The 21,135-nt window shown below is 61.1% G+C and carries 18 protein-coding genes; 14 read left to right on the top strand and 4 right to left on the bottom strand.

The genetic code is table 11. The annotated features are described in order from the left end of the window. The first annotated feature begins 43 nt into the window (after nt 1-43). From tssJ to BG841_RS04685, 10 genes are read left to right on the top strand one after another with little or no spacing between them, the layout of a single operon-like run. Nucleotides 44-583 carry a type VI secretion system lipoprotein TssJ gene (gene tssJ / locus BG841_RS04730; RefSeq protein ID WP_070058689.1) on the top strand — a complete coding sequence of 180 codons (540 nt, stop codon included), beginning with the start codon at nt 44-46 and terminating at the stop codon, nt 581-583. Next, nucleotides 583-1,917: a type VI secretion system baseplate subunit TssK gene (gene tssK, locus BG841_RS04725; RefSeq protein WP_070056597.1), complete on the top strand. Its 1,335-nt coding sequence runs from the start codon at nt 583-585 to the stop codon at nt 1,915-1,917. Before tssJ ends, tssK begins: the two co-directional genes overlap by 1 nt. Before the next feature lie 3 nt (nt 1,918-1,920). Then, nucleotides 1,921-2,739: a type IVB secretion system protein IcmH/DotU gene (gene icmH / locus BG841_RS04720; protein WP_070056596.1), complete on the top strand. Its 819-nt coding sequence runs from the start codon at nt 1,921-1,923 to the stop codon at nt 2,737-2,739. 10 nt (nt 2,740-2,749) lie between these two features. Continuing rightward, nucleotides 2,750-5,356, top strand: coding sequence for a type VI secretion system ATPase TssH (tssH, locus tag BG841_RS04715; protein ID WP_198929153.1), 2,607 nt, complete (start codon nt 2,750-2,752; stop codon nt 5,354-5,356). A 32-nt stretch (nt 5,357-5,388) separates the two neighbouring features. After that, entirely contained in the window at nt 5,389-6,945 is a 1,557-nt protein-coding gene (locus BG841_RS04710; RefSeq protein ID WP_070058687.1) for a sigma-54 interaction domain-containing protein, read from the top strand. A gap of 2 nt (nt 6,946-6,947) precedes the next feature. Next, on the top strand, nt 6,948-7,613 hold the full coding sequence (gene vasI, locus BG841_RS04705; RefSeq protein WP_158007597.1) for a type VI secretion system-associated protein VasI: 666 nt from the start codon (nt 6,948-6,950) through the stop codon (nt 7,611-7,613). Between the two features lie 23 nt (nt 7,614-7,636). Beyond that, nucleotides 7,637-9,055, top strand: a complete 1,419-nt coding sequence (tssA, locus tag BG841_RS04700) for a type VI secretion system protein TssA (RefSeq protein WP_070056594.1) — start codon at nt 7,637-7,639, stop codon at nt 9,053-9,055. 48 nt (nt 9,056-9,103) lie between these two features. Then, nucleotides 9,104-12,661, top strand: a complete 3,558-nt coding sequence (tssM, locus tag BG841_RS04695) for a type VI secretion system membrane subunit TssM (protein ID WP_070056593.1) — start codon at nt 9,104-9,106, stop codon at nt 12,659-12,661. Nucleotides 12,662-12,691: 30 nt separating this feature from the next. Next, a complete protein-coding gene (locus BG841_RS04690) occupies nt 12,692-13,582 on the top strand; it encodes a DNA ligase (protein WP_070056592.1) in 891 nt (296 codons plus the stop codon). A 15-nt stretch (nt 13,583-13,597) separates the two neighbouring features. Next, entirely contained in the window at nt 13,598-14,581 is a 984-nt protein-coding gene (locus BG841_RS04685; RefSeq protein ID WP_070056591.1) for an NAD(P)H-quinone oxidoreductase, read from the top strand. A 9-nt stretch (nt 14,582-14,590) separates the two neighbouring features. Here the strand turns inward: BG841_RS04685 and BG841_RS04680 are convergent, their stop codons facing one another. Both BG841_RS04680 and cysK read right to left on the bottom strand, forming a co-directional pair. After that, complete coding sequence (locus tag BG841_RS04680; protein WP_070056590.1) at nt 14,591-14,995, bottom strand: DUF4332 domain-containing protein; 405 nt, start codon at nt 14,993-14,995, stop codon at nt 14,591-14,593. Between the two features lie 155 nt (nt 14,996-15,150). Then, nucleotides 15,151-16,122, bottom strand: a complete 972-nt coding sequence (gene cysK, locus BG841_RS04675; protein ID WP_070056589.1) for a cysteine synthase A — start codon at nt 16,120-16,122, stop codon at nt 15,151-15,153. A 165-nt stretch (nt 16,123-16,287) separates the two neighbouring features. Here cysK and BG841_RS04670 point away from each other — a divergent pair, with 165 nt between their 5' ends. Together BG841_RS04670 and BG841_RS04665 are read left to right on the top strand one after the other, a co-directional pair. Beyond that, on the top strand, nt 16,288-17,013 hold the full coding sequence (locus BG841_RS04670; protein WP_070056588.1) for a spermidine synthase: 726 nt from the start codon (nt 16,288-16,290) through the stop codon (nt 17,011-17,013). A gap of 4 nt (nt 17,014-17,017) precedes the next feature. Beyond that, nucleotides 17,018-17,815: an ATP-binding protein gene (locus BG841_RS04665; RefSeq protein ID WP_070056587.1), complete on the top strand. Its 798-nt coding sequence runs from the start codon at nt 17,018-17,020 to the stop codon at nt 17,813-17,815. On the opposite strand, the gene BG841_RS04660 is transcribed toward BG841_RS04665, so the two are convergent. Both BG841_RS04660 and pdsR read right to left on the bottom strand, forming a co-directional pair. Continuing rightward, nucleotides 17,812-19,803, bottom strand: a complete 1,992-nt coding sequence (locus tag BG841_RS04660; protein ID WP_070056586.1) for an ATP-binding protein — start codon at nt 19,801-19,803, stop codon at nt 17,812-17,814. The genes BG841_RS04665 and BG841_RS04660 overlap by 4 nt on opposite strands. Before the next feature lie 3 nt (nt 19,804-19,806). After that, on the bottom strand, nt 19,807-20,508 hold the full coding sequence (gene pdsR / locus BG841_RS04655) for a proteobacterial dedicated sortase system response regulator (RefSeq protein ID WP_070056585.1): 702 nt from the start codon (nt 20,506-20,508) through the stop codon (nt 19,807-19,809). Nucleotides 20,509-20,719: 211 nt separating this feature from the next. Between pdsR and BG841_RS04650 the strand changes: the two genes are divergently transcribed. Both BG841_RS04650 and BG841_RS17025 read left to right on the top strand, forming a co-directional pair. Continuing rightward, the gene (locus BG841_RS04650) at nt 20,720-20,977 is read left to right on the top strand and encodes a hypothetical protein (protein WP_070056584.1); all 258 of its coding nucleotides are present in this window, start codon (nt 20,720-20,722) and stop codon (nt 20,975-20,977) included. After that, nucleotides 20,974-21,126, top strand: coding sequence for a hypothetical protein (locus tag BG841_RS17025; protein ID WP_158007596.1), 153 nt, complete (start codon nt 20,974-20,976; stop codon nt 21,124-21,126). The genes BG841_RS04650 and BG841_RS17025 overlap by 4 nt, the downstream gene beginning before the upstream one ends. Nucleotides 21,127-21,135: the final 9 nt, after the last annotated feature.

The following is a 21,135-nucleotide window of genomic DNA, read 5'->3' as shown; positions in this document are numbered from 1 at the left end:
TAAAGTCAACCGCAAGAGTGCGGTTCTGTCATCTACAGTCACGATACGGTCGCCACTCCGCTATGCCGGTGTCCTGGCAGTCGTGTGGCTGCTGACGGGTTGCAGTACACCCTATAACGCGGTGACCAAGACTGCCAAGGTGCTCTGGGATCCCGACATTCCGGTGGGCTACCCGGAGGACTTGCCCAGCCGGGTGGACCTGCTCCTGCTGGCCGAGCCGGATGTGAATCCCAACGAATTTCTGGCGGCCACCCCTATTGCGTTTCAGGTCATCGAAATGCGTGACAGTTCCCGTCTGATGGCGGCAGACTTTGACCAGTTGCTGATCCGACTGGAAGCGTCTTTGGGGCGCAACTACATCGAGCATCGTGATTACACCCTGATTCCGGGTCAGTTCAGGTTCATAGAGCCGTTTGATGTCAGTAAACACACCCGGTTTATCGGGGTGATCGCCTTCTATGCCTACCCGAATTCATCACAATGGAAAAAGGTGGTGCGTATCGATCCGGTGGGCGAGCGTTATCACCTGCTGGTGAATCTGCGCGCCCGTGAGGTTCAACTCAGGCGCGCGGATGAATCCTGATGACAAATAAAAACCGGGTTATCTGGAACGACGGGCTGTTTATCAAGCCCCAGCATTTTCAACAGCAGCAGCGGTATTTCGAGTCCCTGGCGCGCGAGCAGGCGGTGGCGGTGTCCGACTACCTGTACGGTTTCAGGGCGTTGGAATTGAACGCCGAATACCTGAGTTTTGGCCGCATCGGTTTGGTCCGCGCCGATGGGTTCTTTCCGGATGGCACCCGTTTCAATTTGCCGCAAGACGATGTAATGCCGGAACCATTGGACATAAGCGACGCTGGTGTGGCCAATCAGGTCGTGTATCTTGCACTGCCCCTGGCCAGTGACAGCCTGGGCGACGTAGCCTGGCCCGAGTCTGGGGCTGCGGGGCGCTTCGTGGCCCACAGCTGTGACCTGCGCGATTTGCATTCTATCGATGGCGATACCCACACCATCCAAGTGGCGAAAGCCGCGCCGCGGTTGTTGCTGGAGCGTGATGACCGCAGCGCATACGCCACTTTGGCCCTGGGGCGCGTGCTGGAAAAGCGCCCGGATGGCAGCCTGGTAATGGATCCTGATTTTCTACCGACCCTGTTAAGTGTGGAGGCTGCGCCGCGTTTGCAGCGGTTTGTCGGGACCATGGCGGACCTGATGAGGGAGCGCGCACGCAATATTGCCGATCGGCTGGGGGCACCTGGCCAGGGCGGGGTGGCCGATGTCGCCGACTTCATGCTGTTGCAAACCCTCAACAGAGCGCAGCCCCGATTCATGCATCTGGCCCGGTTAGGTCGGCTGCACCCGGAACGGTTGTACCAAGCCCTGTTGGAACTCTGTGGCGAGCTGGTGACATTCACCGATGAAAACCGTTTGCCAAAGGAATACGGGGGCTACGACCACAACCTGCCGGAAGCGTCGTTTGCTCCCTTGATGCAAGCGCTCAGGCAGTCCTTGAGCACCGTACTGGAACCACGTGCTTTGGCGATTCAGTTGCAACCACAACAATACGGTCTCACGGTGGCCCCGCTGCAGGAGAATCAGTTGACCGGCGCGGCCGAATTCGTACTGGCGGTGAAAGCGGAGGTGCCGCCAGATACCTTGCGCCAGCAGTTCGTTCAGCGCTGCAAAGTGGCCTCGGTGGAGAAAATCCGCGACCTCATCAGTCTGCAGTTGCCGGGGGTGCCGCTGATACCTTTACCGGTAGCTCCCCGTCAGCTGCCGTACCATGCCGGCTTCAGCTACTTCCGGCTGGATGAGCAGAGTCAGGCTTGGCAGATGCTGGAAAACGGCAGTGGCTTTGCTTTTCACGTCGCCGGGGATTTCCCCGGTCTGGAAATGCAATTCTGGGCAATCAGGAGTTAAGTGATGACAGGCCATTCAACGATCGAAGGATTTGATCAGGACAAGGCATCCAGTGGATTGCTGTGCGCTAATGGGGCGGGATCGGCTTCAGCGCAGCGAGAAGTGACCGCCGCCCAGGCTGCCTGGCAGTTCCAGCTTCACGGCCATCACCACAACTGCCTGGTCGATGGTGCCAATGCTCTGCTGGGGCTGGTGTTGAGGGTACGGCGGTTGACGGATTTCGACAAGGTCTCCGAGTTGCAGCAGCAAGTCGCCGATGACATCGCCAGATTGAACCACGAACTGCTCGAGGGAGGCTGTGAGCCTGCGACGGTCGTGGCGTATCGCTACGTGCTGTGTACCTTCATCGACGAGGCCGTGCTGGGAACTGATTGGGGCGCCCACAGTGTATGGTCGCAGCAATCCCTGTTATCGCGTTTTCATAACGAAACCTGGGGCGGGGAAAAAGTGTTCGCTATCTTGTCGCGCATGCGGCAGGACCCCTCCCGACACCGTGACATGCTCGAGTTTATCTTCGTGTGCCTGTGCCTGGGGTTCGAGGGGCGATACAAGGTGATGAGCAATGGCCGGGAAGACTGCGAACAGATCCTCAGTGAGCTGCATGAACTGTTGCAGACGCTAGCGACGGATGCCAGCCCGTTTCCGCTGAGCGCGCCGCTGACCCACGTTACCGCGTCCTGTCACCGCGTTCGCAAGAGTTGGCCAGTGTGGGGCAGCGGCTTGTTTGTGGTGGTGATGGCCGGTGTATATAGCCTGTATAAGATTGCGCTGAACGAGCGTATCACGGATGTGCTCGGCGTACTGGAACAACTGCCAAGATAAGGATATCGCTGTGATTCGGGTGGAGCTACCGGCGCTGATCGGGCGTCTCAATAGTGTCTGCCGTCAGGCCCTGGAAGAGTCTGCGGCTTTATGTATCAGTCGATTGGGGGCGGAAATCACCCCCGCGCACTTGCTGTTCAAATTGCTGGACAGGCCCTGTTCGGATGCATGTCAGATTCTTGCCCACACCGGGATTGACGCGAGCCGGTTGCAGGCGCTTGTGGGGGCCAGTCTCGATGGTGAAGCACTGTCGGCCGAGCCCTATCCCTCGTTCTCTCCTTTGCTGGTGGATGTGCTTCAGGACGGCTGGTTGCTGGCCACTACCGAGCTTGATCACCCGGAATTGCGCTCAGGCGCGGTGGTGTTGGCGATGTTACTGCATGCGGAACGCTACCTGTCACCCCAGGTCACCCGATATTTGGCTGACATCAACAGGGAACAATTGCGCAAGCATTTCGACACGCTAACGGCCGGTTCGATGGAGCATGCACCAGCCGATGCTGAGGCACCACCGACTGCAGAAAACGCGGCGGATGCGTTGCGCCATTTTGCCACAAATTTCACGGGTCTGGCGAAGCAAGAGAAGCTGGACCCCGTGCTATGCCGGGACCGCGAAATTGATCAGATGATCGATATTCTCTGTCGTCGCCGCAAAAACAATCCCATTGTGGTGGGTGAAGCCGGTGTCGGTAAAAGTGCCGTGGTGGAGGGGCTGGCACGGCGCATTGCCAGTGGAGAAGTGCCTGACCGACTGAAAACGGTGGAGTTGTGGGCGCTGGACATGGGGGCCTTGCAGGCCGGAGCCTCGGTGAGAGGCGAGTTTGAGAGGCGGCTCAAGGGGGTGATGGACGCGGTCAAAGCCTCGGCTACCCCGATCATCCTGTTCATTGACGAAGCCCATACGTTGATTGGCGCGGGCAACATCGACGGCGGCACCGACGCCGCCAACCTGATGAAGCCGGCGCTGGCGCGAGGAGAGTTGCGCACCATTGCCGCCACCACCTGGCGGGAATACAAGAAATACGTCGAGAAGGATCCGGCCCTCAGTCGACGCTTTCAGCCGGTTGCTCTGGACGCACCAAGCCCGGCCCAAACAGTCCATATATTGCGCGGGCTGCGGGATCCCTACGAACGCGCCCACAGGGTGCTGATCGCCGATTGCGCCTTGCAGGCTGCCGCGGAATTGACGGCACGCTATCTGGCGGGGCGTAAACTGCCCGATAAAGCCATTGATGTTCTGGATACCGCCTGTGCACGCGTCAGTCTGAATCTGAGCACGCCACCGCGTCCGTTGAGCCACGTGCACAATCAATTGCATCAGCTGCGTCTGGAGCACGCCTTGCTGCACCGGGAGCACCGGCTGGGCCAGCCCGATAACGGTGAACGCCGGGCTGCGTTGGTACAACAGATCGCCTCGTTGCACGAACAGCGTGAAGAGTTGACGACGCGCTGGAAGCTCCAGCGCACACTGGTGGCCCGATTGAAGGCAGCACGGGCACTGCTGTTGGCGAAGGGTGACGCTGACTCTGATGGAGTGGCGGACGAAGTGGCCGCTTTGCAGGCAGAAACCGCTGCCCTGGAAAGGGAATTGGACGGTCTGCAAGAGGATGGGGTGTTGGTGGCTTCGCGGGTGAACGCGCGCCAGATTGCTGAAGTCATCGCCGACTGGACCGGCATACCGGTCAATCGCATAACCACGGATGAACTGGACAAGGTCACCCGCTTGCCCGCTTACCTGCAGGATCACATTCAAGGCCAGGAACTCGCCATAGCCTGTCTGCATCGTCATTTACTGACTGCACGGGCCGATCTGCGGCGCCCGGGCCGGCCGATGGGCGTCTTTCTGCTGGCAGGCCCGAGTGGCGTTGGCAAAACCGAAACCGTGATACAGCTGGTGGAGTGGCTGTACGGCGGACGCCAGTTCCTGATCACCCTGAACATGTCGGAGTATCAGGAACAACACACGGTGTCGCGATTGATCGGCTCGCCGCCGGGTTATATCGGATTTGGTGAAGGCGGTGTCCTTACCGAGGCCATCCGACAGAAACCCTATTCAGTGGTGCTGCTGGACGAGGTGGAAAAGGCTCATCCGGAGGTGCTCAACTTGTTTTATCAGGCGTTTGATAAAGGTGAGCTGGCGGATGGCGAGGGCCGCCCGGTTGATTGCAAAAACCTGGTGTTCTTTATGACTTCCAATCTGGGTGCTCAGACTATTGCCGATCACGCGGAGACTCCGCACACCATCGACGATGCGCTGTACCCGGAACTGGAGGACTTTTTCAAGCCGGCCTTGCTGGCGCGGATGGAGGTGGTGCCATACCTGCCACTCGGAGCAGATACGATGAGGCAGATTGTGGCGACCAAACTACAGCGCCTGAGTCGCCAGATTGAACGCCAGTATAACACCCAGGTCACGCTGGACGAGGGGCTGGCCGAGGCCATCCGCAGCCGCGCGACCCGCAGTGAAAATGGCGCTCGCATGCTGGAATCCATTATTGAGGGTGAACTTTTGCCACCGGTGTCACTGGCGCTGCTGGAAAAACTCGCTGCCCGCGAACCGGTTCGGCATGTGCGCTTGGGTGTCGTCGATGGCCGTTTAACGGGCACGGTCAATTAAGGCCCGCACAGAAGGAGGGAGTCATGGCACGGATGCAGAGGGAATTGCATACGGGGATCGAGTTGGCGGTTGAACTGGATCGTCAGCCCACTTTGCCGGCTTTATTACAAACGGCAGCTGGCCAGATTGAGCGTACCTTTGGTCTGCCGCATTGCTGGCTGCTGGAACTGGATCTGAGTGGCCGGTCACTCAGATGTGCCGCGGTAAATGAGCTCGGTGAGTTTGATTGCGGGGATTTCAGCCATCCGTTCGCCCATGTCCTGCAGCAGGGCAATGCCAAAGAAGTGTCACGCACCGCCAGCTACCGGCTGGATCACCCCGGCTTTCAGTCCTTGTTGAACGCCAGTGGCAGGCCAGAATCGGTATGGTTGCACCCCGTGAAACGGAAGGACGGGCGCCTGCTGGGGGTGTTGATGATGTGCGGCAAGGTCGTGGATTGGTCCAGCGTGGTCGATCAGCCCTTGTTTCTTGGAATACTGACCCTGCTGGCGTTCCGCTGGGCGGCGCATCTAAAACACAGCGACGAGGTCGGCCAGCGTCGACTGTTGAAAAATTCACTGGATCACTTGCATGCCAGTGTCAACGCATACCAGCACAGTGAACGGTTGGCGGGTACCTTGATAGGCACCTCTTCGGCAATGGTTGACTTGCGCAACCAGATCGTACGCGCTGCGGGCAGTCAGTTGGCGGTGCTGGTGCAAGGTGAAACCGGCTGTGGCAAAGATCTGATCGCGCAGGGGCTGCATCAGCTCTCCCGGCGCGCAGCCAGGTCATTGGTGGTGGTAAATTGCGCCGCCATTCCGGAGTCGCTGCTGGAGAGCGAACTCTTTGGGCACGTCAAAGGAGCCTTTTCAGGCGCCGACAAAACCAAGCCCGGTTTGTTGGCGCAGGCCGATGGCGGCACTCTGTTTCTCGATGAGATCGGCGACATGCCCCTCAACTTGCAGGCCAAGTTGCTGCGGGTGCTGGAAACAGGGCGATTTCGCCCCTTGGGGGCGCAACGGGAGCAATGCTCGGATTTCCGTCTGGTGGCCGCAACACATCAGCCCTTGCACGCGCTTATCCAGGATGGCAGGTTCCGCCGCGATTTGTTCTATCGTCTGAGCCAGTTTCCGCTCACGGTTGCGCCATTGCGGGAACGCCCCGACGACCTCGAGCCGTTAAGCCGTCACTTTGTCCGCGCTTACTCAATCCGGGAAGGAGCCGGGCCTCTCGGGGTCAGCAGCCAGGCCTTGCAGCATCTCGCCGGGTACAGTTTTCCCGGTAATGTACGCGAACTGCGTAACCTGATCGAGTTCGCCTGCCTGCAAACCGATGACGGTGAGGACATCCGCACGGAACATCTGCGGCTTGATTTGCTCACTCTGCAAGCAGCGGCAGGAGAGACAGCCGCAACAGAGATACCGACCGACCACACCGGCCGGGGCGTGAATGATTTGCGCCTGGCCGCGCAGCAGTTCGAGGCGCGGATTATCCGTGCCCGGCTGCGCCAATACGGGGGGAACCGTGCCAAGGCCGCGGCCAGCCTGGGGTTGCCTAAACGCACCCTCGCTTACAAGTGTCAGAAGTTCAATCTGCGGGAGAACTGAGGGTGCCCCCAAACAGACGGAATTGGCGAAGATTGCCTCTGGCCGCCCTGGTCACCCTGGTGACGGTCTGGTGCGGATCGGCGCGCGCGTTGGCCGTCAGTCAACTGGAACAGCTGGAGGCCGCCCGGGCGTGTGCCCGGGAAAGTCAGCGGTTGGAGCGTCTGGCATGCTTTGATCGGCTGTTCGCAACACCGGTCGTGGTGAGTGCACCCTCTGCTGCGCCGGTCAGGCGTTCGGCGCGATGGCTGCAGGCGTATGCGCAGGAGCAGCAACGCACCGCCGGTGACGGTGCCCTCTACCGACACAGCGGCTCCCAGGCCGGGCACCTGATTACGCTGCCGGCACTGGGCAGCGCAGTTCCACGCCCGCTGCTGACGATCCAGTGCCACCATAACATCACCGAACTGTCGCTGATGCTGCCTCAGCCGTTACCGGAGGAACGCGTGACGCTGGCTTGGGGCGATTATCAGCAGGTATGGCGGACCCGGGAGCACGGCCTGGTGCTGAGTGGCGGCCGAGGCCTGCCCGCGATCGCTACCATCAAGGCGATGGTGCCATTGTCGCACTTGCAGCTCTCTTCGACGAATCCTGCGGTGAATGGGCTCGTGTTCGATTTGGCTGGCCTGACGACTCAGCTGAGGCCTGTGCGGGTAGCCTGCAGCTGGTAGCAATCTAACAATGAGGAAGCGGGATGCACTCAGTAGAACAACATCCTTATGTGGAACAAGTGGTTACGGTGTTGCCGGGCGATAGCGCGGTGGGGCAGGCACTGGGGGAGGACCCGACCCTGGATTTTCTCGAGAACGAACTCATGAAAGTCGGCTCGCTGGCCCACGCCGGCATCGACTGGGACAGGATCGAGAGCGAGTCCTTGCTGGTGCTGGCGGAACGCAGCAAGGACCTGAAAGTCTTCAGTGCGCTGATGCTGTGTTTGCAACGAGGGGGCAGTGGCGATCGCTTTTCTTTATCTCTGTATCTGCTGACCCGGGTCTTGGCGAGCTGGTGGCGTGACGCTTGGCCATTTCCGGGTGAACAGGGCAGGCGTGCCCGTAGTTTGTTGTTCAATCAGATCCTCCAGCGGGCCGGTCGGGCCGCCAGCAGCTTGAGTTTTGCAACCGATGTAGCTGCCGAGCGCAGTTATTGTCTGGCGTTGCTTGATCAGGTGCGGGTGGCGGCCGGCGTTGAGGGATTAAGCACGGACCGGGTGACCGAGTTGCACCGCAGTATTGCCCGTCTGCCGGCAGGTACCGACGGAATCGCCCCCGGCTCGCGGGTAGGGGCTGCCGACATAAAGTCATCACCGGAGGCGGGCTCTGCAGCGGATCGCAGTGGTTTGGGATCGCTGACGCTGGATGCGGAGAACGAACGGGCTACCCGGCAGAGTTTGCTGAAAGTGGCTGCCCTGTTGACTGAGCAGGCACCTGGTGAACCCTTGGGTTACCAACTCCGCCGCTATGCCATCTGGTGCGGTATTGCCACGGCGCCGCCGGCGCAGGACGGCATTAAAACCGAGTTGGCCGCTGTCAGTGCGGACCGGGTGGTGACTTATCGCGAAGCGCTGGCACTGCAGCCGGACCACAACCTGTGGCAGCGCATTGAACAAAGCCTGACGGTCAGTCCGTTTTGGCTAGAGGGTCACTGGTACAGCGCCCAGGTGGCGCAAGCGCTGGGGCTGACCGCCTGCGCGGACGCTATTCGCCGATCCCTGCAAACGTTTGTCGAGCGTTTGCCCACGCTGACCAGTCTGACCTTCAGTGACGGCACTCCGTTCATCCCCGGTGCGGTGGCCGAATGGATTTGGGGCGCACCAGACAACCGGGACAACGGCAGCGTCGGTGATCCCTGGAATCAGGCCTATGAAGCCGCCTGTGACCTGCTCGAACACGACGGGCTGGGGGCCGCCATGCAAGGGTTGGAAGAGGGGCTGGCCGCAGCCAGAGAACCCCGTGCGCGGTTTTATTGGCGACTGGTGAGCGCCGACCTGTTGCGCCTCGGTGGAATGACCACGCTGGCGGAGCTGCAGTTGCAGGATTTACGGAAGCAGGCCGGTGACATCACCCTGGCGCACTGGGAACCAGGGTTGATCGTGCGGCTGGAGCGCAACCGCTGAGCGCATCCTGCGGCACCAACCGAACACAAATTGACTGGAATGGAAGCCATGTGGAGAAAACTGTTACGGGTGGCGCGCCGGGCCTTGCCTTATCTGCGCAATGCGGCCCCTTCGGCGTTGATCCTGACGCTAATCAGCGTGATCGCCGCCATCTGGTGGCTGGGACCAGGTTGGCAAATGGCGGGCGCTTACCCGTTGGCCAGCTGGCAACCTCGGGCGTTAATGACCATGGGCGCGGTGCTGCTGGTGGTGGTGCTTTGGGGCTGGACTTTGGCGCGTAAACTGGCACGAGTAAACCGCGCCAGGACTGCGGTGTCCCGCGAAACTGAAGACCCGGTGCTGGTGTACGAGCGTCGTCAGCAGCGCCTGCTGGACCAGCAGCTGCGATTGCTGAAGGCCCGGTTACCCGGCCGGCATCGTGAGTATCGGTTGCCCTGGTATCTGGTCGTGGGCTTACAGGGGGGCGGTAAAACCAGCCTTGTACACGGTTCTGGTCACAATTTTACCTTGATCGATGACCCCCGCCGTGGGTTCGACGATACCAACCCTTATGGGCTGGCATGGTGGATCGGTGATGACGGAGTGGTAATCGATCCCGATGGGGCGTTGATGGACCAATCCGATAACGGTGCCGTTGCGGAGGTTCAGCAACGACTATGGCAGCAGTTTTTGGAGTGGTTGAATCACGCCCGGCCGCAGCGACCGTTGAATGGGGTTGTGCTGGCGATTGATCTGGCGCACTTCGCTCGTGAATCCAGCGATCAGCGGCGGGCCCGAGCGATGATTTTGCGCGGCCGGTTGCGTGAGCTGATGGAGCAGCTGAGATCACGGCTGCCGGTGTACGTCAGCTTCACCAAGATGGATCTGTTGCACGGTTTTTCCACGTTCTTCCGGCAACTGCCGGAAACCGAGCGCGAGCAGCCGCTGGGCTTCACTTTTCAGGTTAATTTGCAAGCCGACCAGGACGATTGGCAGAACCAGTTCGAGACTCAATACGCCGCCTTGATCAATGCGCTGAATCAACGCCTGCCGGATATCCTTGCTGCTTGTCGCGAAGGCGAAGATCGCGCTGCTGCCTTCTCTTTCAGTCGCCAATTGGCGGGGCTGAAAGACGGGATTCTGCAGTTTTTGGTGCACACTTTGTCGGTGGATGCGTTTTCGGCCCCGGCGTTGGTGCGCGGGGTTTATTTTACGTCGGTACTGCAGGAGGGCGTACCGGAAGATGCTTTTGTCACCGCGGCCGCCGCCACCTATAGCCTGAGGGAACCGACCCAGGCCGCCCAGAGTGGCCGCCTGCCACGGGCTTACTTTTCCGCGGGATTGTTCCCGAAGGTGATTTTCCCCGAGGCGGGTTTGGCCGGAGATAGCCTCCCTGTGGTGCGTCAGCGCCGTCACCGGAGAATGATGGCTGCGACACTGGCGGCGTGCACCGGGCTGGCCATGACGGCGGGCTGGCACCACTATTTCAGCAAAAATGCCGAGGCGGCGACTGCCGTGGAGCAGGGAGTGCAAAAATTCATCGACCACTGGCGTCCGCTCGGTTTTGAAGCGGAGGCCAGCGGGCGCAATCTGCTGGACCCGCTGGATTGGTTGCGGGAAGCCACACTGGCGTTTGGTGAGTATCGCGATGTCTGGCCGATGGTGGCAGATATGGGCCTGTACCAGGGTGACCGGGTGGGTGGTAAAGTGGAGTCTACCTATCTTGACATGCTTGCCTACCAATTTTTGCCGGCCTTGATGCTGGGGGTGGCTGAACAGATGAGCCATGCCCCGGATGACAGTCCGGAACGATTGCAACACTTGCGGGTCCTGCGCATGTTGTACGACGGCAGCGGTCGCCGTGCGGACGTAGTGGTCAATTATATGAACCGCTATTGGCAGCGCCGGTACCCCGGGCAGCGCGAGGTGCAGCGGCGGCTGCGCACTCATCTGGACCATGGCCTCGCACATACCGATCTGGCCGCCAGGGTGAGGGCTGGCGATCCGCATGCCACGCTGACTCTGGCGCCGTTTCAGAACAGTGTGCAGTGGGCGCAGCAGGATCTGGGTCGTATGTCCACGCCGGATCGGGTTTACCGTAGTCTGGGCCGTGATGCTGCCAGCAGTCTCAAGGCGCCGCTGAATCTGGCGCAACAGATAGGACCGGGCTTTGGCGTGGTATTTACCCGGCTGGATGAGCACGGCGAACCCCTGGCCGAAACGCAAGGGGCATCAGCAACCGACGATCCCCTGCAGATACCCGCGATGCTGACTCGCCAGGGTCTGGACCATTATTTCCTGAAGAAATCCGAAGCGGTCATCGAACTCGCGCTGATTGACGCCTGGGTGCTGGGCCGCCGCGATAACGTCGATTTCAGTCAATCCGACGAAACACAGTTGCAATCCCAGGTGCAGGCACTCTATGCCGGAGAGTACGTCAGCCGCTGGCGGCAGGCATTGAGCCGCGTCGACATTCAGCGCTTTCGCGATCTGAACCACGGTGTCCGGGTGCTGGACAGTCTGAGCGGCAGCCACCAACCGCTGACACAATTGTTGTTGCAGGTGCAGAAAAACACCCGGCTGACCCCTGGCGCCGATCCGGCAGCTCCTGGTTTTTACCTGATGCAGGATATTGAGCGCCAGTTTGAGCACCTCAATCAGGTGTTGGTCAAGGAGGGCGAACTCCCGTCGGCGCTGAAGCACCTCCACGATGCACTCACCAGTTTGCACATTTACATGCGCGGCATTCAGGAAGCACCGGATCGGGGTAAGGCCGCGCTGGTGGCCGCGCGCGCCCGACTGGGTCTGCAAGGAGAGGACCCTATTTTCACCGTACAGCGTCTGGCTGCCAATCAGCCAGCGCCGCTGGATCGCTTGCTGACCCGGCTGGCCAGTGAAAGCTGGCGGGTGCTGCTGGATGAGGCCGTGGCGCAACTGGAACGCCGCTGGTATCAGGATGTCTATTTACCCTTCCAGCAAACCCTGGCACGGCACTATCCGTTCACCCCCGATGCCACCCGGGATGCGGCGTTGCAGGATTTTGAGCGCTTTTTTGCACCTGAAGGAACCCTGAATCGCTTCTACATGGACCACCTGAAGTTGTTTCTCGAAGATCATCCGGAACAGGTGCAGGGGGCACAGCGCGCATCCCTGGTCCGGCGCGACGTGAAGACAGCCCTGGGCCAGGCCAATCAAATCCGTCGGGCGTTCTTCACTCGGGGTGGCTCGCTGGATGTGGAGTTTGCCCTCGAGCCCCGGCACCTGTCATCCAATAAACGACGCAGCGTGGTCAACGTGGATGGCCAGTTGGTGGAATTCAGCCATGGACCGCGCCAGAGCATTCCGCTGGTGTGGCCCAACACGCTGAGAGATGCGGTCGAAAGCCGGATTACACTGGTGCCGACGCAGGTGAACCGTTCGCCGCGCAGCGAATCAACCCAAGGTCCCTGGGCGTTGTTCCGATTGCTGGACAAGGCCGACATCACTGGTATCAGCAGCAGCGCCGTGGATGTGAAATTCTCCATAGACGGGGGCGAAATGCGCTACCGTCTGCACGCCGGCAGCAATACCAACCCGTTTACTCAGCAACTGTTGGCGGGCTACCGGATACCGCGCTACTTGTATTAACCATGCATTACTTCAGGCAAAGGAGTTGCCATGAACTTGCTCAACCGGCCAGCCGCTGCCGCATTCCGGCTGGGCCTCTTCCTGGTCAACATAGTGCTTTTTGCAACGGTCCTGCACGCGGCGCCGCCGCCATTGTTGCTGGCCAAGGTGTACGCCGAGCAGACGTCACTGGATGGGTACTGGATCAGCGAAAAACTCGACGGGGTGCGGGCCTACTGGGATGGGAAACGACTCTGGTCACGGCAGGGCCATATTTATGCAGCTCCGCCCTGGTTTACCGCCGGCTTTCCGCGCGAACCGCTGGATGGAGAATTGTGGATGGGGCGTGGCACCTTTGCGCGGCTGTCTGCGGCCGTCAGACGGTACCGGCCGGATGAGACCGAATGGCGGCAAATACGCTACCAGGTGTTTGACCTACCCCACAGTGGTCTGCCCTTCTCCGCGCGGCTACAGCGATTGCGACAGCTCGTTGGTGACTCACCATCGCGCTTTATTGGGCTGGTCGAACAAACCCCTGCCACGAACCACGCCGAATTGATGGAGCGGTTGGATAAGGTGCTGGCCAAGGGCGGTGAGGGGTTGATGTTGCACCATGGCGACAGTCTCTACCGGGCGGGCCGCTCGGACCGGTTACTCAAGGTTAAACGCTATCAAGATGCAGAAGCGGTTGTGGTTGGGCATACTGAGGGTAAAGGCAAATACGCCGGTATGCTCGGGGCGTTGGTGGTGCAGCTGCCGGATCGGCGCCGCTTGCGGATAGGGACGGGATTCAGTGACGCACAACGCCGCTCGCCGCCGGCCATTGGCGCCACCATCACCTATCAGTATATTGGTCTGACCGCATCCGGGTTGCCGCGCTTTGCCAGCTTTTTGCGGGTGAGGAACGACGAACCTTTGGGTAGTATCGATAACAATGAGTAACATGGAGTGAACCAAATGACGAAAGCCATCGTCGAACACGATCAGGCCTTGAGCTGGGAAGAATATGAGATTCCCCGCGAGGTTACTGGTGGGCTTGTCGCCATTGATGTCGCCTGGGCGGGGGTAAATCGAGCCGATCTTGCGCAGCGCGCGGGCCATTATCCGGCGCCCCCGGGGGCCTCCAAAATTCTGGGACTGGAAGTCAGCGGGTACGTTGCTGCGGTGGGCCCGGAAGTGACCCACGTCAAACCGGGCGATGCGGTGTGTGCCCTGCTGACCGGCGGCGGTTACGCCACCCATGTGGTCGTGCCGGGCAAACAGGTGCTGCCCATTCCCGAGGGTCTGACTCTGCGGCAGGCGGCGGCCATACCCGAAGTGTTTGCGACCGCGTGGCTGAATCTGTACGACGAAGCCGCGCTGGAACCGGGCGAGCGGGTGCTGCTGCACGCTGCTGCCAGCGGTCTGGGTACCGCGGTGATCCAGCTGGCGACCTCGCTGGGCAATCCGGTGTTCGCCACCGCCGGCAGTGACGACAAGCTGGCGGTCTGTCGTGAGCTGGGTGCCAGCGGTACCTGGAACCGCCATAAGGGGTCGTTCGTGGAGGCCGTGCGCCAGTGGGGCGGGGTCGACATGGTGCTCGACCCGGTGGGCGGCGATTACCTGCTGGACGATCAGAAAGTACTGAATGCGGAGGGTCGCATTACCCAGATCGGGATGCTGGGCGGCCGCTTCGCCAAAATTGATCTGGGCTTGCTGTTGATGAAGCGCCAGCGTCTGATCGGCAGCACCCTGCGTTCCCAGTCGCTGGCGGTGAAGGGCAAGGTGATGAAGGCGCTGTACGACCGTGTCTGGCCCTTGCTGAGCGCCGGCCAGATTGTCCCGGTGATTGACCAGTGCTGGCCCATCGAGCAGGCCGAGGAAGCCATGGCCTATGTGGCCGAGGACAAGAATACCGGCAAGGTGTTACTGGAAGTCGCCGCTGACGGCCAGGGCACTTAGGCTAATCGGCTAGTGCGTCACCGCCCGGGGCAGCGCTTTGGCCTGGGTGACCCAGTCGCTTACCTGGGACAGCCCGGGCAGCTGACGCACCAGCCGGCGTGATTCATTGATCTCCGCCATTTTGGTGTGCAGGTTGTCGGGGTTGCGCTGCGCCAGTTCCGGCACCGTGTCCACTCCGGCGTGCTCCAGCAAATCCGCGTACTGGGTGCTGATGCCTTTGATCCGGGCAAGATCGGCGCGATTCACCCAGCCGAGAATGAGTTTTTCGCTAATGCCGCAGGCCTCAGCGGTTTGTTGCCGGCCTTTTTTATGCCCGCAGGCGGCCAGCAGCTGCTCCACTGAGCTGATTCCGGCCTGCTCCAGTTTGCCGGCCTGTACGGCACCAATGCCTTCGATATCCGCTAGTTTTGTCATTGTCCCGGTCTCACATTGACCCATCACAGGGGAGGGAAGCGGCGCGTGATCAGCATCCCGCGCCGCTGTTGCAGCTTTAAATGTAGCCGACAATGGCAAAAGGAAAAGAAAAGGGGCGGCCATCAGCCGGCTGCCCCTTGCGTGGCCAGTCGCCCTTACTGCACGTTTTCGGTCTCACCGAACTGGTCGGCAAACAGGGGGCTGGACAGATAGCGCTCGGCGGAATCGGGCAGAATGACCACGATGTTTTTGCCCTGATGTTCCGGTTGCTGACTGACCCGGAGGGCGGCTACCACGGCCGCGCCACAAGATATGCCGCAGAGAATGCCCTCTTCCTGCATCAACCGGTGTGCCATGGCAATGGCGTCGTCGTTGCTGACCGTCTCCACCTGATCCACCAGGCTCATATCGAGGTTCTGGGGCACGAAACCCGCGCCGATACCCTGGATTTTGTGGGGAGCCGGCTTGGGGGCTTCGCCGTTGCGCACCTGGGTGATGATGGGGGAGTCGGTGGGCTCAACCGCCACGGTGGTGATCGCCTTGCCCTGGGTGTGTTTGATGTACCGTGACACGCCGGTCAGCGTGCCACCCGTGCCCACCCCGGCGACAAACACGTCCACTGCGCCATCGGTATCGGTCCAGATCTCGGGGCCGGTGGTGTCTTCGTGAATCTGCGGGTTGGCGGGGTTATTGAATTGCTGCGGCAGAAAATACTTGTCGGGTTCGCCCGCCGCCAGTTCTTCCGCCTTGGCGATCGCACCGGGCATGCCTTTGGCGGGCTCGGTCAACAGCAGATCAGCGCCCAGTGCTTTCAACACCTTGCGACGTTCCAGGCTCATCGAAGCCGGCATGGTCAGGGTGATATTGTAGCCTCGGGCCGCGGCGACAAACGCCAGCGCAATGCCGGTGTTGCCACTGGTGGGCTCGATGATGGTCATTCCCGGTTTCAGCGCGCCCCGTTTTTCGGCGTCCCAGATCATGGCTGCGCCAATCCGGCATTTTACCGAGTAGGCGGGGTTGCGGCCTTCGATTTTGGCCCAAATGGTTGCGCCAGCGTTGATACGGTTCAGCTTGACCAGCGGTGTGTTGCCAATGGCCTGTGAATTGTCTTCAAATATCCGGGGCATCATTTATCTCCTTAATTTTTTTAGGAATTATATCATTGCGCGATCAAAAGCGAGCGCCTGAACCGGCCCCTGGTTAGAATCTCTTGTTATTAGCATATCTGTTGGTCAGTCCGGCCGGTGAAAGTGATAGCATGGCTGGCATCTGCCACCGAGACGGAGTCTGCCATGAGCCCCATGTTTGAAGAAATTGATAGCCAGCCCTCAGCGTTGGGTGACATTACCCTGCGTCGCCGGCGCATTCCGGCGTTTGGGGACCGGGATATCTATGAGGTCAAACTGGGCGACGAATTCTTGATGTCCAGTATGTTTGTCGACGCTGAGGTGGCGTTGGCGGATCTGGGTCTGGCGGCAGTGGCGGGCTCGTCGTTAGACGTTGTGGTGGGCGGTCTGGGGTTGGGGTACACCGCCGCTGCAGCGCTAAAACACGACCGCGTTGGGGAGTTGCTGGTCGTGGATGCCCTGTCGACAGTGATTCATTGGCACCAGCAGGAAAAAGTCCCCCTTGGCAAGGTGCTCAATGAGGATGACCGCTGCCGTTATGTGCACGGTAATTTCTTCGAATTGGCGCTGGCGCAGGACGGCTTCGATCCCGCCGCCCCCGGACGGCTGTTTGACGCGATTTTGCTGGATATCGACCATTCGCCCCGGGCCCTGCTCAACGATGCCAACGCCAGTTTTTATACCATCGCCAGCCTGACCCGGATGGCACGCCAGTTGCGCGCTCAGGGGGTGTTTGCCATGTGGTCCAACGACCCCGAGGATGAATCGTTCATGGCGCTGCTGCGCCAGGTGTTCGGCCAGGTCGAGGCTTCGGTGGTGTCGTTTTACAACCCCTTTCAGAACATCGAGTCGTCGAACACGGTGTATGTCGCCAGAAAAACAGGAGATTGAATCTATGGCCTTTCCCACTCCCATCGATTGGACAGCGACGGTGGCAGCGGTGTGGCGCCGCCACCGGCAGGGCTTGCGGGTGATCCGGCGGCTGGATACGGTGTGCTGGACGGACCTGACCGGAATCGAGCGCCAGCAACAGGCGTTGTTCCATAACACCGAGCGTTTCCTGCGCGGCGAACCGTCCAATAATGTACTGTTGTGGGGTGCCCGAGGCACTGGTAAATCTTCACTGATCAAAGCCTTGCTTAATGAGTATCACCCCCGGGGGTTGCGGATGATCGAGGTGGATAAGGACGATCTGGTGCATCTGCCGGAAATTGTGGACGACATCTGCGACCTACCCTACCGGTTCGTGATTTTTTGTGACGACCTGTCGTTTGAAACCGGAGAAACTGCCTACAAGGCGTTGAAAAGTGTGCTGGAAGGCTCGCTGGAATTGCCGCCGGAGAATGTGCGCATTTACGCCACATCCAATCGCCGTCATCTGATGCCGGAATACATGGCCGATAACCTCGCCACCACCGTGCGGGGCGGCGAGCTGCACCCGGCTGAGGCGATTGAGGAACAGGTGTCGCTGGCGGACCGGTTTGGCTTGCAGTTGTCGTTTTACGCGTTTCCGCAAGAGGTGTATCTGCAGGCAATTGATGCCCTGTTCCCGCACGTGGCCGATCGTGAGGAGTTACACCGGCGGGCGATACGCTTTGCCACCCAGCGAGGCGTGCGCAATGGCCGCACCGCGCAACAGTTTTTCCGCCAGTATGGGGGCAGTGGCGGGCTGGACCCGGCCTGCACCGGCTAGCCCGGATCGGCGGGCAGGGTGACAGTGAAGACCACCCCACCGTCACGGTTGGCGGCGCTGACGGTGCCGCCGTGAAATTCGGTAATCAGACGCACGATGACCAACCCCTGGCCGAGATGGCCTTCCGGTTGGTGCGGGCGCAAGGACACAAACGGGTTAAAGATTTCGCCGCTCAAGTGCGCCGGCAGGGGCGGCCCGTCATTGCTGACGGTCAGCGTGCTTCGGCCTTGCTGGTCACGGGTCACGCCAATCTCGATGCGCCCTTGCGGCGGGGTGAAATCACGGGCGTTATCCACCAGTTTGTCGAGCAGCTGCACCATCAGTTCCGCTGAGCCCGTCACCGGGCAACCCTCCGAACGACCTCGAAAGCCGATGCGGTGCTCCGGGGTGAGGGCCTGATAGGCGGCCGCCGCTTCGGCGACCACCGCGGCCAGGTCAAACCGTTCCCTTTCCGCGTGATCAAAGCTCTGTTCCAGACGCGCCGCTTCGCTCATGCCCTGCAAAATACCGCTCAAACGCCCGCTCGCCTGCTGGGCCCGGTTGATATAAAGGCGCTGGTTGTCGCTGAGGGGAGTATGAGTGAGGTTCTCCAGTGAAGACCGCACCACGGTGAGAGGGGTCTTGAGCTCGTGGGACAAGCGCTTGGAAAAACTTTCCAGATAGCCCGTGTACTCCTGCAATCGCGCAATCATCATGCTGAACTGGTGCCCCAGTTCACCCAGTTCGTCGCGGTGGCGGGGGGCGGGCAGCAAACGGATGATGCGGCCATCGTCATCGATGCTGGCGCGCACCGCAGCTTGCAAACGGGTGATTCGCCAGGACAGCCAGCCGGCGTAACCGAGTACCGCCAGCATGAGCACCACCACCAGTAACGCGCTGCGGGCGATGACCCGGCCCAGGGTGCTGCCCGACAGGGTCAGCAGCTGATCGAGGGACTGGGTCAGTATCAGCGTGCGGTTGTGGCTCAGGGGGTGTAGCGCCATCAATCGGGGAGCGCCGCCGGGGCTGCGCACCAGGCCTTCCCGGGGTAGCTGGGAGAGATCAATGCGGGTGTCGGCGGTGGGCAAGTCGAGGGGCTCCGGCTGGAACTGGCGCACCAGCGCTCGCAGGCCGTTGAGGTTAATCTGCTCGAGGATTTGCAGCGGGCCGAGGCTGTCAAAATCCCTGGCGGGGGGGTCGGCCGTCATGGCCACCCGGGCGTCCGCCCAACCACTCGGAGTGAGCAGGGTGACTTCTTGCCCCGGCAGCAAGTGGGTGCTGAGCCGCGCTTCCAGCTCGGGCCGGCGGGTGATCAGACGGGGCAGGGGGTTGGTGCCGGTGCCCGCCACAGCCCGGATTCCCGTGCCGTCGGCCTGGGGGCGCATGACCTGAAAACCAAAATAGCCGTTGTCGGCAGGTCGGGGCAGTCTCAGCTCGAGCTGATAGCCGTTTGCGCGGGCCCGCCAGAACCCTTTGATGCGGTAATCCGGCGTTGGTTCCAGATCCGCCTGCCAGCCCGTGACCGGGCCGGGGGCCGCGGTGCGTATGGTGCGAATGGTGGTGTCCTCCCCATCTTGCCAGATCAGTAGCACCGATTCGTAGGGTTGCGACGTGCGGCCCGGATCAAAGTAAACCGGGTGTGCCTGGTTCACCCGCAGCAGCAGATACAGATAGTCCGGGTCAACGCCAATTTGCCAGCTGACCGCCTCGGTGTGGCCGCTGGGTTCGGTGCTGCCCTCGCCGTAGCCCGGCCAGTCGTCGCTGTAACCATCGATGGTCGGGGTGTGGGGGAGGGGGCGGGCATAGATCGCCGGGCCGTGGGCGGGGCCGGGCGACTCGTCCTCCAGGCCGGCTGCGGCTGCGGCGGCCATGCGTTCCGCCTGCTTGTGCAGCTGCTCCAGCGCCTGCTGCCGTAACGCGGTGTCCAGCTCCAGAACAAACTGCAGGCCGGCCCAGGGAATCAGCAGCATCAGCCCGGCGGCGATCAGTAACTGGCGCTTCAGACTCACGGTTTACAGCTCACGGGCGTTCCAGCGGTAACCCATGCCGTAGGCGGTCTGGATGCTGTCAAAATCGGGGTCTGCCTGCTGGAACTTGTGGCGGATCCGTTTGATGTGCGAGGTCACAGTGTTGGCATCGAGAACTGCGTTGGCGGCGCTCATCAACTGGTCGCGACTGCGGACATGCCCCGGATGCTGACTCAATGAGTGCAGCATCCAGAACTCGGTCACCGTCAGCTCGACCGGGGCCCCGTCCCACTGCACCGTCATGCGGTCAATGTTAAGCGTCAGGCGACCGCGTTGCAGGATGTCGTCGGGTCGTTGCAGAGCCTGAGCCCAGGCGTCGGCGCGCCGCAGCAGTGCGGTGATCCGGGCCAGCAGGTGGGCCATGCTCAGGTCTTTGGTGACGTAATCGTCCGCCCCCAGCCGCAGGCCGTGCACCGAGTCAATGTCGCTGTCCCGGGCGGTCAGAAAAATGATCGGCAAGGTCGCGGACAGTTGACGCAGTTCCTGGCACAGGTCAAAGCCACCGTCGGGTTCCTGCCCCAGCCCCACGTCGATAATGGCGAGGTCCGGCAAGGCGACGCGCAGCGCGCGCAGGGCCGCCGGTCGGTCCTGGTAGGTCGATACCCGGTAACCGCGACGCTCAAAGGCATCCCGATAATTTTCGCGGATGGCAGGCTCGTCCTCGATCAGAGCAATGTGGTGCTTCATAGCGGCATGGGTTCCCCAAGGGTGTGTGCGGTCGCTTCGTATTTAACCACGGACAGGCGGCACCGCAAGCGAAGCCGCCGTCATTGCCACAATTCATCACAATTCAGCGGCGGTTTGGCCCGGTTGCGCCACGGAAATGACGGGACGGTGCGTTGAAATAGGCCCACTTGCACATCATTGCCACAGCTCAGTGTGAACAGGAGTCGGACCCATGTTACCAGCCTTTACGCTACCGTCGCGCCACCGGCGCCGTTACCTTGCCTCCTCCCGGGGCCGGCTCCGGCGGGTTGGGGAGGCCGTCAGTCTCTGGCTGGCCATGCTGGTGGTGTTGGCACCACCCTTGCCCGTCGACGCCATCCGGGTTGACCGGGAGGGAGCCGTCGGGCTGAAGGTGCCAGCAGCGGTGCAAGAGGCGCCGCTGCTGGCGGTCGCCCCTGCGCACCTTCGACCGCACAGGGGGCGGGCATGAGCCGGGTGATGGCCGGGTCGCTGATCCTGTCGGCCTTGTTGTTGTACGGAGGGCTATGGATCCCGCTGCGGTACGTGGTTGAAACTCATCTGGAGGTGCCACCCGCCCCGGTAAAAGTGATGCCTTTGCTGTCTATTGCTGGTACCTGATTTGGCGTA

Source organism: Marinobacter sp. X15-166B, from assembly GCF_001752365.1.
Classification (GTDB): domain Bacteria; phylum Pseudomonadota; class Gammaproteobacteria; order Pseudomonadales; family Oleiphilaceae; genus Marinobacter.
This window is presented reverse-complemented; position numbering and strand designations above follow the sequence as displayed.

What these genes read in the sequence shown, in the direction of transcription:
- BG841_RS04685 (WP_070056591.1), top strand. Translation starts at nt 13,598, where the DNA reads ATGACGAAAGCCATCGTCGAACACGATCAGGCCTTGAGCTGGGAAGAA.
- BG841_RS17025 (WP_158007596.1), top strand. Translation starts at nt 20,974, where the DNA reads ATGAGCCGGGTGATGGCCGGGTCGCTGATCCTGTCGGCCTTGTTGTTG.
- BG841_RS04670 (WP_070056588.1), top strand. Translation starts at nt 16,288, where the DNA reads ATGAGCCCCATGTTTGAAGAAATTGATAGCCAGCCCTCAGCGTTGGGT.
- BG841_RS04690 (WP_070056592.1), top strand. Translation starts at nt 12,692, where the DNA reads ATGAACTTGCTCAACCGGCCAGCCGCTGCCGCATTCCGGCTGGGCCTC.
- tssA (WP_070056594.1), top strand. Translation starts at nt 7,637, where the DNA reads ATGCACTCAGTAGAACAACATCCTTATGTGGAACAAGTGGTTACGGTG.
- tssM (WP_070056593.1), top strand. Translation starts at nt 9,104, where the DNA reads ATGTGGAGAAAACTGTTACGGGTGGCGCGCCGGGCCTTGCCTTATCTG.
- BG841_RS04650 (WP_070056584.1), top strand. Translation starts at nt 20,720, where the DNA reads ATGTTACCAGCCTTTACGCTACCGTCGCGCCACCGGCGCCGTTACCTT.
- pdsR (WP_070056585.1), bottom strand. Translation starts at nt 20,508, where the DNA reads ATGAAGCACCACATTGCTCTGATCGAGGACGAGCCTGCCATCCGCGAA.
- cysK (WP_070056589.1), bottom strand. Translation starts at nt 16,122, where the DNA reads ATGCCCCGGATATTTGAAGACAATTCACAGGCCATTGGCAACACACCG.
- BG841_RS04680 (WP_070056590.1), bottom strand. Translation starts at nt 14,995, where the DNA reads ATGACAAAACTAGCGGATATCGAAGGCATTGGTGCCGTACAGGCCGGC.
- icmH (WP_070056596.1), top strand. Translation starts at nt 1,921, where the DNA reads ATGACAGGCCATTCAACGATCGAAGGATTTGATCAGGACAAGGCATCC.
- BG841_RS04665 (WP_070056587.1), top strand. Translation starts at nt 17,018, where the DNA reads ATGGCCTTTCCCACTCCCATCGATTGGACAGCGACGGTGGCAGCGGTG.
- BG841_RS04710 (WP_070058687.1), top strand. Translation starts at nt 5,389, where the DNA reads ATGCAGAGGGAATTGCATACGGGGATCGAGTTGGCGGTTGAACTGGAT.
- tssK (WP_070056597.1), top strand. Translation starts at nt 583, where the DNA reads ATGACAAATAAAAACCGGGTTATCTGGAACGACGGGCTGTTTATCAAG.